The 12,719-nt window shown below is 34.1% G+C and carries 14 protein-coding genes; 5 read left to right on the forward strand and 9 right to left on the reverse strand.

The window, feature by feature from the left end:
• Window positions 1-20: 20 nt before the first annotated feature.
• A complete protein-coding gene (locus ACKI44_RS07145) occupies window positions 21-440 on the forward strand; it encodes a hypothetical protein (RefSeq protein WP_407422940.1) in 420 nt (139 codons plus the stop codon).
• Window positions 441-470: 30 nt separating this feature from the next.
• Here the strand turns inward: ACKI44_RS07145 and ACKI44_RS07150 are convergent, their stop codons facing one another.
• Genes ACKI44_RS07150 through ACKI44_RS07160 form a run of 3 tightly spaced genes read right to left on the reverse strand, consistent with a single transcriptional unit; the run spans window position 471 to window position 3,131 of the window.
• Window positions 471-1,934, reverse strand: coding sequence for a sodium-dependent transporter (locus ACKI44_RS07150; RefSeq protein ID WP_407422942.1), 1,464 nt, complete (start codon window positions 1,932-1,934; stop codon window positions 471-473).
• Window positions 1,935-1,976: 42 nt separating this feature from the next.
• The gene (locus tag ACKI44_RS07155) at window positions 1,977-2,597 is read right to left on the reverse strand and encodes an RlmE family RNA methyltransferase (protein WP_407422944.1); all 621 of its coding nucleotides are present in this window, start codon (window positions 2,595-2,597) and stop codon (window positions 1,977-1,979) included.
• 3 nt (window positions 2,598-2,600) lie between these two features.
• Window positions 2,601-3,131 (reverse strand): metallophosphoesterase, encoded by a 531-nt coding sequence (locus tag ACKI44_RS07160; protein WP_407422946.1) that lies wholly within the window; start codon window positions 3,129-3,131, stop codon window positions 2,601-2,603.
• Window positions 3,132-3,243: 112 nt separating this feature from the next.
• On the opposite strand from ACKI44_RS07160, the gene ACKI44_RS07165 reads away from it, so the two are divergent.
• On the forward strand, window positions 3,244-4,335 hold the full coding sequence (locus tag ACKI44_RS07165; protein WP_407422948.1) for a formate--phosphoribosylaminoimidazolecarboxamide ligase: 1,092 nt from the start codon (window positions 3,244-3,246) through the stop codon (window positions 4,333-4,335).
• Between the two features lies 1 nt (window position 4,336).
• Here ACKI44_RS07165 and ACKI44_RS07170 read toward each other — a convergent pair whose 3' ends face one another.
• The 3 genes from ACKI44_RS07170 to ACKI44_RS07180 all read right to left on the reverse strand — a co-directional run bounded on the left by ACKI44_RS07170 (window position 4,337) and on the right by ACKI44_RS07180 (window position 7,812).
• Entirely contained in the window at window positions 4,337-4,753 is a 417-nt protein-coding gene (locus ACKI44_RS07170; protein ID WP_407422950.1) for a hypothetical protein, read from the reverse strand.
• Window positions 4,754-4,763: 10 nt separating this feature from the next.
• Window positions 4,764-5,135, reverse strand: coding sequence for a DUF5518 domain-containing protein (locus ACKI44_RS07175; protein ID WP_407422952.1), 372 nt, complete (start codon window positions 5,133-5,135; stop codon window positions 4,764-4,766).
• Window positions 5,136-5,214: 79 nt separating this feature from the next.
• A complete protein-coding gene (locus tag ACKI44_RS07180; protein WP_407422954.1) occupies window positions 5,215-7,812 on the reverse strand; it encodes an ATP-dependent helicase in 2,598 nt (865 codons plus the stop codon).
• Between the two features lie 81 nt (window positions 7,813-7,893).
• Between ACKI44_RS07180 and ACKI44_RS07185 the strand changes: the two genes are divergently transcribed.
• A complete protein-coding gene (locus ACKI44_RS07185) occupies window positions 7,894-8,745 on the forward strand; it encodes a HEAT repeat domain-containing protein (RefSeq protein ID WP_407422956.1) in 852 nt (283 codons plus the stop codon).
• Here ACKI44_RS07185 and ACKI44_RS07190 read toward each other — a convergent pair whose 3' ends face one another.
• Together ACKI44_RS07190 and ACKI44_RS07195 are read right to left on the reverse strand one after the other, a co-directional pair.
• Complete coding sequence (locus tag ACKI44_RS07190) at window positions 8,746-9,573, reverse strand: carbon-nitrogen hydrolase family protein (RefSeq protein ID WP_407422958.1); 828 nt, start codon at window positions 9,571-9,573, stop codon at window positions 8,746-8,748.
• A gap of 45 nt (window positions 9,574-9,618) precedes the next feature.
• Window positions 9,619-10,311 (reverse strand): zinc ribbon domain-containing protein, encoded by a 693-nt coding sequence (locus ACKI44_RS07195; protein WP_407422960.1) that lies wholly within the window; start codon window positions 10,309-10,311, stop codon window positions 9,619-9,621.
• Window positions 10,312-10,387: 76 nt separating this feature from the next.
• Between ACKI44_RS07195 and ACKI44_RS07200 the strand changes: the two genes are divergently transcribed.
• A complete protein-coding gene (locus ACKI44_RS07200; RefSeq protein WP_407422962.1) occupies window positions 10,388-10,870 on the forward strand; it encodes a hypothetical protein in 483 nt (160 codons plus the stop codon).
• On the opposite strand, the gene nucS is transcribed toward ACKI44_RS07200, so the two are convergent.
• Window positions 10,867-11,649, reverse strand: coding sequence for an endonuclease NucS (gene nucS / locus ACKI44_RS07205; protein WP_407422964.1), 783 nt, complete (start codon window positions 11,647-11,649; stop codon window positions 10,867-10,869). The two genes, ACKI44_RS07200 and nucS, sit on opposite strands and share 4 nt — an antisense overlap.
• 79 nt (window positions 11,650-11,728) lie before the next feature.
• Here nucS and ACKI44_RS07210 point away from each other — a divergent pair, with 79 nt between their 5' ends.
• Window positions 11,729-12,718: an alpha/beta fold hydrolase gene (locus ACKI44_RS07210; RefSeq protein WP_407422967.1), complete on the forward strand. Its 990-nt coding sequence runs from the start codon at window positions 11,729-11,731 to the stop codon at window positions 12,716-12,718.
• The last annotated feature ends 1 nt before the right edge of the window (window position 12,719 follow it).

Below are 12,719 nucleotides of genomic sequence, written 5' to 3' on the forward strand. Positions count from 1 at the left end.
TATTTTATGATGAGGTAATTATGAGAAAATCAAGATTAAGCTTATTTAAATCCACATCCATGCTGATTTCCGTTGTTGGAATTATCATGATTATCGCTACAATTATTGTTGTGGCTTATGTAGGGTTTAGCGTCGTAAATGAATCAATCACTGATGAAATATCTTCAGGAAATCAATATGATGATTTGGCTGAGTTAAAATCCCAATATGGGGATTTGGAATCCAAGTTCGAATCTGTTAAATCAACATATTATTCAGGAACTACAAATGATGTTCAGAAATATAATGATGCTAAATTAGAACTTTCACGTGCCTCTTCTGCTATTGATAATGTTAAATCTGCACTTGATGCTGATAAACCGTCAAATGAAGTGGACAGTAGGATTGAATTCGCTAAACAGAAGTTGGCAGATGCTCGTCAAGCATTTGATAATCTTTAATTCTTTTTTCTTTATTTTTTTTAGAAATTCTTATTTTTGCAGGTTGTTTGAACGGTTAATTTTTGTGAAGAGTATTGAAAGGCTAACTACAATAACTGTGATAATCAAATCAACAACAATTTCAAACAAATTACTATTCTCGACTAATCCAAAAAGACCGAATATCCATATTGCTATTAAAAGAATTGGTAATATATATTTAATTATGAAAATCCATTTTTTACCCATTTTAATTGTTGAAAATTCATTTAAATATGGTATTACTTTTTCAACACCGTAGAACCATCCGAATATTATTGCCTGGGCACCGATTAAAATCAAAATTCCAAAATTGTTTACAAAACTATCAATGACTTCAACTAAATGGCTGCTGATTCCTGTTGAAAGGAGGACTGAACAGATACAGGCAACAATTGTTAATATTGTAACTCCTTTTCGACGGGACCATCCAAATTTGTCGCACATTGAGGAAAGCATAGGTTCAAATAATGCAAATGAAGATGTGATTCCTGCAAATAATATGGAAGTGAATAATAATGGGGCTATAATATGACCCATTAATCCCATTTCATTAAAAATCTGAGGAAATACTACAAATATCAATCCCGTACCTTCACTAATCAGTTCATTCACTGGTATTGTGGAAATGGAGGACATGTATCCCAGTATGGAGAATACTCCCAATGCAACAAATATCTCATATAATGAGTTTGTAACTACAACCAACAATACCTCATCGACTAATTTCGTGTTTTTAGGCAGATAACTTGCATAAGTATATACCATGGCCTGTCCTATACTTAAAGTAAATATTATCTGTCCAAATGCCGCAAGCCAAATATTTATATTCGATAAAGCCGACCAATCTGGAGTAAGCAATGTAATAATCCCTAATTCAGAATTTGGCAGCGTAAATGCATAAATGATAATGAGTATCATTAATATGAATAACAGTGGAATTAAAACTGTGGATAATCTTCCTATTCCTTTATCGATGTCTCTATATGATACGAACCAAAAAATCACCCATAAAATCAATGTGCAAGTTAGTGTTGGAATAATGAATGATGTTGCGTTGGCTAAATTTGCACTTCCTCCCACACTGTTTGTGAAAAAGGAAGCTGGATTATCTCCCCATCCGAAATTGAAACTATTTAGTAAATATACAAAATCCCAGCCCAAAATAACCATGTAGTATATTACAACGATAAACACGAATAAAACTACCATCCATGCGATAATTTCAAATTCGGGACGTATACTGCGCATCAATTTTGAGAAGCTTGCCTTAAAACTAAAACCCAATCCGTATTCCAAAATTAAAAATGGAATTCCCATGATGATTATTGCAATAACATACGGTATGAAAAAGGATCCCCCTCCATTGGAATATAGCACATAACTGAAACGCCAGATATTACCTATTCCAATGGTTAATCCAATCATGGCTAAGATAAATGTTAGAATAGAATTCCATTGTGCCTGGTTATTCATATTTTATTAATTCCCTATTAAGTTCCGTTTTATGCACGATTTCTATTTTTTCACACGATGTTTGTAACCTAAACCGACAACATACATTTCAGAGCTTTTTTTACGTGATGACGGTGGTTTGGTTGTTTTAACCTGTCTGAATTTCCTTTTAAGTCCGTCAAGCATTTCCTTATATTCTGGGCCCTGAAATACTTTCATAACAAGATTTCCTTTTTGTTCTAGGATATTGTCAGCTATTCCGATAACTGCATTTGTCAAATCAATTGATCTTAACTGGTCCAGGTTTTTAATGCCGCACAATTCCGGTGATGCGTCACTCATTACCACTTTGGCCTTTCCACCAATTACACGCATGATTTTATCCTGAACTTCCTGTGTGGTGAAATCTCCTTTTATTCTGTAGTAATTTTCTTCCGGAAGGGCTCTTATATGATTTAAGTCAACACCAACTACAATGCCTTCTTCACCTACTTTTTCTAAGGCTACCTGTGACCATCCGCCAGGGGCCGCTCCCAAATCAACAACCGTATTTGTCTGTTTAATGATTTTATATTTTTTATCCAGCTGTTTAAGTTTATAAGATGCTCTTGAACGATAATCCTCTGATTTGGCTCTTTTATAATAAGGGTCTTTTTTTCTCTCCATCTGCCATTTGCTGCCCATAGTTCATTCCTCCGGGTATTGACTAAAATCAAGCGCAGCACATACCGGCGCACCGATTTTAACTATTTCAACATCAACATTTTTATTATTAATTTCAAGTAACATCACAGTCCTGTCGGCAAGTCTGGGAACGATTGGACTTCCGGGATTTAAAAGCAGCACATCTTCAACCTGTTCTATTTTTGGCTGGTGGGAATGGCCGGTAACCAGGATATTAACGTCCAATTGTTTTGCCAGATATAATAATTGCTGAGTATCTGCTCTTGGATAGACTTCTCCATGCGCCACTCCAATTTTAACGCCTTCGCACTCAATTACTCTTGCTTTTGGCAAATCAAGTCCTGCAACTCTATCCATATTTCCCTGTATGGCAATTACTGGAGCTATTTTTTCCAATTCGTCAATAACGTCAGTCGTTGTTAAATCTCCAGCATGCATTATCAAATCAACATCTTCAAATGACTCTAAAACTTTTGTCGGTATCACTCTTGCCCTGTCTGGAATATGGGTGTCTGAAATTAATCCTATTAACATAACGTTTTCCTCAAATATACTCTGTTTATTATAACATTTAAATTTTCAAATAAAAAGAGTTATTAATTTATAAAAATATAAATAATATCATCATCTTCGAGGATTGATATTTATGGGTCAAGTTAAAAAAGAAGACATTTTGGAGATTTTAAGTAAATATGATAAAGATGAAATAACTATCGCTACCCTTGGAAGCCACACTTCTTTACATATTTTACAGGGTGCTAAAGAAGAAGGTTTCAGAACAGCTATTGTTTGTCAAAAAGGAAGAGAAATACCATATCAAAGGTTTGGCGTTGCTGACGAATATATCATTGTCGATGAATTCAAAGACATCGTAAATGAAGATGTTCAACAACAATTAAGAGATATGAATGCAATTGTAATTCCACACGGTTCTTTTGTAGCATATGCCGGTTTGGATAACGTTGAAGATAAATTCAATGTCCCTATGTTCGGTAATAGGGATGTTTTAAGATGGGAAGCTGAAAGAGATAAGGAAAGAGCATTGCTTGTTGAAGGTGATGTCCGTATCCCTTATAAATATGACAGTCCTGACCAAATCGACAGACCGGTAATGGTCAAATTCCCTGGAGCAAGAGGAGGAAGAGGTTACTTTGTAGCATCCTCCACAGAAGAATTCGATGCTAAAATCGAAGCTATGAAATCACGTGGATGGTTAGAAGACTCTGATGTTGAGGCAGCACACATTGAAGAATATGTTTCAGGTTGTAATTACTGTATACACTATTTCTACTCCGCTTTGGATGATACCGTTGAATTAATGGGAATGGATACAAGATATGAATCAAGTATCGATGGTTTTGTAAGAATGCCTGCAAAAGACCAATTGGACATTGATTTAAGCCCTTCCTATGTTGTAACCGGTAACCACCCTGCAGTAATCAGAGAATCATTACTTCCGCAAGTATTCGATATCGCTGATAAATTAACTGAAAGCGCTAAAAAATTAGTTGCACCGGGATTAAACGGACCGTTCTGTATGCAAACTTTAGTAAACGATAACCTGGAAGTTATTTGTTTTGAAATTAGTGCAAGAACTGATGGTGGTACAAACACTTTCATGGACGGATCTCCTTACTCATACTTAACCTACGGCAAACCGATGAGTATGGGTAGAAGAATTGCTTTAGAAATTAAAAATGGTATAGAAAGAGATGAATTAGAAAAAATAATAACATAATTTAGTTATTATTTTTCTTTTTATTTTTATTTTTATTTTTTCCGATTTTCTGTTTTTTCTCATATTCTTCTTTTGCTTTAATGCGGTCTCTTTTACCCCATGCACCAACAAAACCGATAAATGCTCCTACAAGAAGAATAAGTATTGTTGAAGTAATTATTCCAGTTTCTGTTGCGAAAAATCCTGAAAATGTTCCTAATGTTCCTTGAAATGCTAAAATAACAATAGGTGTTGCAGCAACAGCACCAAGGATAGTTCCATATTTAATGTTTTTAGCTGTATATCCAACATATATTATTCCAATGGCTGAGAATACGTATAACCAATCATAGCCATGTGACGCAACAATAATTATTGCAGCAGTTATGGCTGCACCAATAATTAATGATTTCCAATCAATATCAGTAAATAACTCCATATTTTCTCCCCTATTCTTTTTTTGATGAAATAGCTCCGCCTACTGCTCCGGTAATCCCCATTACTATTGCATAGTAAATGATTTCTTTTGCAACTTCAATTAAACTGGTGATTCCAGAAACTGTAAAACCGGTAAGTCCTCCCAGAATTCCGGTAGCACTGCTTCCTACCGTAACAAGTATGATGAAAAGTACTGCAGATACTATTGTACCGAATGCTCCGGCAACTGCTGCATTCCAAAGTCCTCCCGCTGCTCCGGAATGGGCAATATAACCTACAATGAATCCAACAATTAATAATCCTATAAATTCATAACGTCCAAAGAACAGTTGAACAAACATTGCTAATATAAAACCAATAATCACTGCACTCCATTTAGTCATTATTTCACCTTTTAGAATTTAACTAGAATATTATTTTTTTTAAGGTTATTTATATCTTTTCATTATTAAATATTATTTGTTAATATAAATCGGTTAGTTTGTTCTTGATTTCTTCAAGCACTGCCAAATGCATTCTTTTTGTAAATTCTGCTCTATCGTTCTGATTTAAAACATCAAGATAGCCTTGTGAAACTAGATTGAATGCGAATGGCGTTGGAATTACAGTATTTATTGTTTTTATTTCCATGTCTTCTGATGCAATCCATTCTATTACCTTTTGAGCATTTTCAATGTCCATATAATCTTCGAGAGCTTCCCTTTTAGCTTCCTTCAATATTGAGAAATTTTCATCCATTTCCTGAACGAATTTAAGCAATATCTTTCCCCGGACCTGCTGGCGACCAACGGATTTTGATTCTCCCTTATATCTTCTGAGAGTCATTAATGAACGTCCGGCGCAGTGTCTGAATCTGCTTGCTAAGGTTTCTGTCTTTTCAAGTGACTGTGTAAGTATCGGGCGGAAATTTTCCGGAGTCAATTCCTTGAATGATTCAAGTCCGCCAATTTTACTGTCCGAACTTAAGTAAAATCCATTGTCAGATATGGATATCGTGACATTCATATTGTATCTTCTTGCTACCAAGTAAGCTACTGCACGGGAGAGTGCATCATTCACCTTTCTTCCAAACAAACTATGAAATATTACAAAGCGTCTTCCACCAAAACCACGGTAATACTCTATCAGCATTTTCCTGTTGCTTGGAATCTGAGCATACTTGAACTGTTCAACAAAATATTCATATATGGAATTGGCCGCAAAATCATCAACGTAAAGATAATCGTAGATAAATTCCATAATTTCTTCTTTGCTTCGTCTGTACTGAAACATTGAATCCATATGTGCCCTAAAACGCTGTATGTCCATTGCCAAATCAAATGACAACGGCAATTGCTGTGAAAACCATGATGGTATTGTCGGAGGACCGCTGGACGGTGAAACATTGATTGTCATGCCCTTACCATAATTGAATCTATAGGTATTTCCTCCTAAAACAAAAGTATCTCCTTTTTTCAGCCTTTCCATAAATTCGGCTTCAATCTTGCCCACAGTTTCTCCGTCGCATTTTACTAAAACTCCTGAACTGTCGGGGATGGTACCGATATTTGTTGAATAAAGCATTCTTGCCAATTTGCCTCTTTTACCAAATGTTTTCTTATCATAATCAATCCAAATCTTTGCATAGACATATCTCTCTTCAAGCTGAGGATATTCTCCGGCCATATAACTTAAAACATCCTCATAATCGTCTCTTGATAAGTCTTTATAGCAATAGCTTTTTCTAATGACATCATAGGCATAATCAATATCCCATATGTTTTCAATACTCATTCCATAAATGTGCTGTGCGAGAACGTCCAAACAGTTTTTTGGAATCTGTATCCTGTCGATTTTTCCCTCTTTGGCATTCTTTAAAAGAACGGAACATTCAACCAGATCATCCCTGTCGGTTACAATGATTTTTCCCCTTGACTTTTCATGTAGCCTGTGTCCGCTTCGCCCAATCCTCTGAAGTGCACGTGAAACTGATTTTGGAGAGTTAATGAGCACAACCAAATCAATATAACCGATGTCAATACCCAGTTCAAGGGATGTTGATGAAACGACCGCTTTCAGTTTTCCTTCTTTTAATTTGTTTTCAGTTTCCAGTCTGACGGATTTTGAAAGGGAGGAATGGTGTGCCATGATGTTTTCATCATTATAGTTCATTGGAAACATCTTTTTCAGGTTATAGACGAATCTTTCGGTTCCGCTACGTGTATTTGTAAAGATTAATGTTGTCTTGTTTTCCTGAATCAGGTCATCAAGAAGACTGTATGTTCCCATTCTCGTGTCCTCTTCATCGGCAATCGTAATGTCGCTTACCGGACACATCACTTCCATATCCAAATCCTTTAAATAATCGATATTGACGACTTCACATTCCCTTTCGACGCCATATTCATATCCGACTAAAAAACGTGCGATTTCATCAAGCGGACTGACCGTTGCTGAAAGGCCGATTCTTGTAAAATTACCGACTAAATGCTGTAATCTTTCCAATGATAGGCTTAAATGAACTCCACGCTTATTTTCAGCTAAAGAATGTATTTCATCAATGATAACATATTTGACATGGCTTAATTTCTCCCTGAACTTTGGAGCAACAAGAAGAATTGACAATGTCTCAGGTGTAGTAATCAGGATATGTGGCGGAACTTTAAGCATTTTCTGCCTTTGGTATTGGGTTGTATCTCCTGTTCTGACAGCTTTTCTGATTCCTAAGGGTTTACCTGCAATTTCTTCAATTTCACGAAGGGGTTCTTCTAAGTTTTTCTCGATATCGTTATCCAGCGCTTTCAGGGGAGAAATGTAGATACAGTAAACCTTATCCTCAAGACGCCCTTTCTCGGATAATGTTGTAAGCTCACTGATAATTGATAAAAATGAGGTCAATGTCTTACCTGAACCTGTCGGTGATGAAACTAAAATGTTTTTGTTTTTGTGGATTTCTACAATTGATCTTTTCTGTGCAGGCGTAAAATCATCAAATTTGTTGTCAAACCACTCTCTCACCCATGGATGCAGGGTTTTGTATATGGCCTTTTTTGAATAATTTTTTGTCTGCTCATGAATCATAGTAACCAATTTTCTGTTTGTATTAAAGATTATATATTTTCAAAATTAATAATTAATATATTGATATTAGAGGTTATAAAAATGTCTAATTTAACAATGACTGAAGCGATTGAAAATCTTCAAAACGAAGATGTAAGTATTAGAAAAGAAGCTATCGAATCATTAATTGGCGTAACTGATGAAGCGGCTATTGACCCATTGATTGAAGCTACAACAGATGAAAGTGCACAAGTCAGATTTAAAGCTGCAGAAATTTTAGGAAATATGGGCAATGTTGCATTTGACAGATTGGTTTCTAAATTCACATCCGAATCCGGTAAAAACAAAAGATTTTTAGCATTCGCTTTAAAAGAAACTAATAATGAAAAAGCTATTCCTCTATTTGCCGAAGCAGTAAGTGATGAAGACTTTGGTGTTAGAAAAGTTTCAATCCGTGCTTTGGGTGAACTTCAGGCTGATGATTACTTGGATGTAATTGCTAAAGGATTGGATGATGAAGATTGGGGAGTTAGATTAGCCACTATTCATGCATGTGCTGATTTGGCTACAGATGAATCAATTGCATTGATTAAAAAAGCAAGAAGGGCAGAAAAAGATGAAGACTTTAAGAAATCTTGTAAAAAAGCTCTTAAAAAGGCTGAAAAACTTCAAAAAGCTAAATCTGAAGGAAAAGTTGTGGTCAGCACAATCCCTATGAAAACAATTAAGGAAATGGAAAAAACCAATCCTCAAAAGGCAATAAAAGAGTATGAAAAATATGTTCAATCTGAAAGTGATAAGGACGCTCCATATAAAAGATTGGCTATTTTATATAGAAAATTAAATGATTATGATGCTGAAGTGGCTGTTTTAGAAAAAGCTATTGATGTATTGTCTGTAAAAAAACCTGGAAAAGAAAAATGGTTTGTTGACAGATTAAATAAGATGAAATAATTATTTTTCAATTATTTCATACAAATCATTTCTTTTATTTTTTAAAATAGGAATTTCATTCCTTACTTTTTTTATTTCGTCTAAATCTATTTCAACAATTTTGAGTTCTTCTTTTTGGCCTAACTGACAAATAACTTCGCCCCATGGATTGACAACAATTGAATGGCCATAGCTGTGATAGCTTGCATATTCATTCAATGCAGGAGCAACACCAACACAAAATACCTGATTATCCAAAGCTCTTGACCTAAAAAGAAGTTCCCAGTGGGCAGGTCCTGTTGTCATATTGAATGCTCCCGGATAAAATAATACCTCAGCACCCTTTTCGACATTTATTTGAGCTAGTTGGGGAAATCTGACGTCATAACATATTCCAAGCCCGATTTTTCCAAAATCACATTCACAGACATTAAATTCATTTCCTGGCGTTAATGTGTCTGATTCTTTAAAATAGATTCCTCCTTTGACATCAACGTCAAACAAATGCATCTTTCTGTGTTTTGCAATTATTTCACCATTTTTATCAAAGAGGTAGCTGGTGTTGAATATTTCAGAATCCTCTTTTTCAGGTATTGATCCGGCCAAAATATATGTGTCATGTTTTTCGGCTAGTTTGGAAATGGCGTTAAGTGTGGGGCTTTGATTTTCTTCTTCTGCATATTCAACGAATTTATCATTGGAATATGGGCAGTTAAACATTTCTGGAAGAACAATAAAATTAGAATTTAAACTAGCAGCTTCATTTATCATTGAAGTTGCGTTCAATATGTTTTTTTGCTTATTGTCAACTACATTCATTTGACATAAAGCTATCTTTATTTTACTCATTGTATACTAAAAAAATTAAATTGAAGAGTATGAAGTTAATTCATACTATCCAATATGTACTGATTGCAATACAGATTCAATTTCACTGGATGTTGTATCATTCAGTGATTTTCCATTTACTTTAAATACATATAAGTTACCGTTATTGAGCAGTGATACATATCTTGTAAATGTACCGTCAGCATTTTCCAAAATAACATTAGATGTATTTTTTCCATCAATTTGGAGTGTTTGAATCGTATTGACGTAAGCACCATTTTCTTGAGCAGAACTTATTCTTTCGGTATTTATTTGATATATTGATGAAAATTCACTAGTAACGTTATAATACTCTATTTCAGTACCATTGCTACCTTCTAAAAAGATTGCACCAGAATGTAATTCATCACTTCCATTTATATCTTTCCAATTGGATGGGTATGAAAATGAAGCATTAGCATCTGTAAACTTATTCAATCCTTCAACTTTAGTTGAATTGTTGGTAGTTGGTCCTGTAGCTATAATTATACCAATTACAATTAAAGTAATAAGCAATATTGCTCCAATAACAATTTTATTATCTTTAATAATCTCAAGTGTACTTGGTTCATTTCCACTTTTATTAATTATTGGCCTATCTTCAAAGATATCCTCTTGCATAGGAGCTTTTACTTTAGGTTTAGGGAATTTATATCCACAATTTCCACAAACCGGAGCACCATCATAACTAGGATTTCCACATTCAGGACATTTTTTCACAGATTAACCTCCATTAAAATTTAATTATATTACTTATAATATTTAAATTATAATATAATATTGGAGATATGATACAATGTCTGAGGATAATAAAATTAACGTTAATGATATTAATTATGCAGTTTACAAGCTAGGAAATTGGAAAAATAATTATGAAATTAATCAAATCGGTTTATCAAAAGAAATTCCTGTTACAAAACCAACAATAACTCATATAAAATTCAGTATGGATGAAATCAGAAAGTCTCAGTTTGATATTTCAAATAAAACAGTTAACGGTTTTGTAGCTATTGCTTTTCAATTGAACCCTAAAATCCAGGATATGGATCTTGAAGATGTTATTGAACTTGAACAAAAAGAATTTGACAATATTATTGATGAATTGGATAATCTGGAGTTATTGGATGAAAATTCAACAATAGATTTGGATGATGAAAATTATCTCATTTATAAATTGGAAAAGGAATGTCATGTAACAACTTCCATTCCGGCCAATGAACATACTAAAAAATATTATGAAGATGAAATGAAAAGAATTGATGATGCCGTTTTAAATTAAAATGCATCCAATGTTATTTTTTTATCTCTTTTCAATTCTCGAGGAGGTTCAACACTTACAAATTCAATGCCTTCCTCTTCAATCATTTCACGGGCATCTTCCATAAGTGATGGTGCAACGAGTATACCTCTTATTTTCTTTTTTTGAACCTTGCATTCTTTCAGGTAATCATTGTCTGTGTTTTCCAAGTCCTGCAGGTATCTTCTGATTTGTTTAACGGCATTAACTCCAGCTTTACGGGCTTTAAGTTCCAAAACCATTAAATTTCCATCGCTGTCTTTTCCTAAAATGTCAATAAAACCATGTTCAACACCATATTCTCTTGTTTTGGGTGTAAATCCTTCTTCAATAAGGTGGGGCCTTTCCATGATCATATCGCTCATGTCTTTTTCATATCCTGCCTGTTCAAGCTCTTCAAAGTCTTCGATATTGGCATAACTGATAAACTGGACTTGTCTTACTTCAACACTTAAGAATTCTTTAGGGGTTCTTCTATGGCTTTCAAGTATTAATCTGTCTCCGCTTAAATAACATCTTGTTTTTGATTTTGGAGGCTGCCAATTAACAGGTTCCACTTTTTTATCCTGATGTATTAAAAAAGAACCGTCAGGTTTTATTAATATTATACGTTCTCCCCAATTAAGCTGACTTAAAGCACGTCCTTCATATTCAACTCTGCAGCATGCAAAAATAGTTATTGTCGCTCTTTTACGCAAGGCCTCTTCAACTAATTCATATGCTTTTTCACATTCTGGTTTTTCAAGAATTTTATATTTCATTACTTTTTACATTGGTTAGATTAATTTAAATATTTTGTTTTAAAAAATTATTTTTAGTAAAATAATCGTGGGATTTAAAATGTGTGAAGATGAATATTTTGAAGAAAAAAGGGAAATGTATGTTATGGATTCATTTGAGTTTTCAAATGGGGAAGTTTTAAATGATGTTGATGTGGAGTATATGACATTCGGAACTCCAAAATATGATGGAAACATTATTACAAATGCAATAATTTATTGTCATGGTTCTTTAGGTAATTTTACATCAGCAAAAAAGATTTTTCCGTTAATGTATGAAAATGCGCCATTTGATGAAAACAAATATTTTTTCATATCCATTTCCGCTCTTGGATCTCCGGGATCATGCTCACCATCTTCAACTAATTTAAAGAATAAATTCCCTAAATATTCTATTGAAGATGTGGTAAACTTTCAAAAGCAATTTTTAGCTGAGAAATTTAATTTGACTCATGTTTTGGGCATCATCGGAAATTCCATGGGGGGTTTTGTCGCTTTGACTTCAGCTATTTTATATCCTGATTTTGCAGATTTTATAATGCCTGGTGTCAGCAGCTATAAGGTTGCAGGTCATGATTACATATTATCCAAGTTTGTAGATGAAATAATCACTTCCGATGAAAACTACGAAAAAGGAATTGTCAATGAATCACTCAAAAGAACATTAAAGCTTGCCAGTTTGGCGGAATTTAATTTCGGTCTTTCAAAAGAGGCATTAAGAGCCACTCCAAAAGAGGAATTGTCTCAAAACTTCGAAGAGTTTGGTGAGGAAAGTCTGTTTTTGGATATTTATGATGTTAAATATTGCAATGAGGCCTGTATGAATTATGATATTGAGAATGATTTGGGAAAAATCACATCCAAGGTTTTCATTATTTCATGTGCTCAAGATCCTCATTTCCCTCCTGAACTTGACGGTATTCCGATGTCTCGAATGATTAAGGATTCTCAGCTTATTATTATGGATTCTGAATTAGGTCATTTGTGCTTTAATGAACTTGAAAATATCTCCGATGAGTTGTCAAATTTCATGAAGGAATTTGGGGTATAAA

This window comes from Methanobrevibacter sp., assembly GCF_045646205.1.
GTDB lineage: Archaea > Methanobacteriota > Methanobacteria > Methanobacteriales > Methanobacteriaceae > Methanocatella.

Bases quoted from the DNA above. Each gene is read 5' to 3' on its own strand.
- ACKI44_RS07145 (WP_407422940.1), top strand. From the start codon at position 21: ATGAGAAAATCAAGATTAAGCTTATTTAAATCCACATCCATGCTGATT.
- ACKI44_RS07150 (WP_407422942.1), bottom strand. From the start codon at position 1,934: ATGAATAACCAGGCACAATGGAATTCTATTCTAACATTTATCTTAGCC.
- ACKI44_RS07155 (WP_407422944.1), bottom strand. From the start codon at position 2,597: ATGGGCAGCAAATGGCAGATGGAGAGAAAAAAAGACCCTTATTATAAA.
- ACKI44_RS07160 (WP_407422946.1), bottom strand. From the start codon at position 3,131: ATGTTAATAGGATTAATTTCAGACACCCATATTCCAGACAGGGCAAGA.
- ACKI44_RS07165 (WP_407422948.1), top strand. From the start codon at position 3,244: ATGGGTCAAGTTAAAAAAGAAGACATTTTGGAGATTTTAAGTAAATAT.
- ACKI44_RS07170 (WP_407422950.1), bottom strand. From the start codon at position 4,753: ATGGAGTTATTTACTGATATTGATTGGAAATCATTAATTATTGGTGCA.
- ACKI44_RS07175 (WP_407422952.1), bottom strand. From the start codon at position 5,135: ATGACTAAATGGAGTGCAGTGATTATTGGTTTTATATTAGCAATGTTT.
- ACKI44_RS07180 (WP_407422954.1), bottom strand. From the start codon at position 7,812: ATGATTCATGAGCAGACAAAAAATTATTCAAAAAAGGCCATATACAAA.
- ACKI44_RS07185 (WP_407422956.1), top strand. From the start codon at position 7,894: ATGTCTAATTTAACAATGACTGAAGCGATTGAAAATCTTCAAAACGAA.
- ACKI44_RS07190 (WP_407422958.1), bottom strand. From the start codon at position 9,573: ATGAGTAAAATAAAGATAGCTTTATGTCAAATGAATGTAGTTGACAAT.
- ACKI44_RS07200 (WP_407422962.1), top strand. From the start codon at position 10,388: ATGTCTGAGGATAATAAAATTAACGTTAATGATATTAATTATGCAGTT.
- nucS (WP_407422964.1), bottom strand. From the start codon at position 11,649: ATGAAATATAAAATTCTTGAAAAACCAGAATGTGAAAAAGCATATGAA.
- ACKI44_RS07210 (WP_407422967.1), top strand. From the start codon at position 11,729: ATGTGTGAAGATGAATATTTTGAAGAAAAAAGGGAAATGTATGTTATG.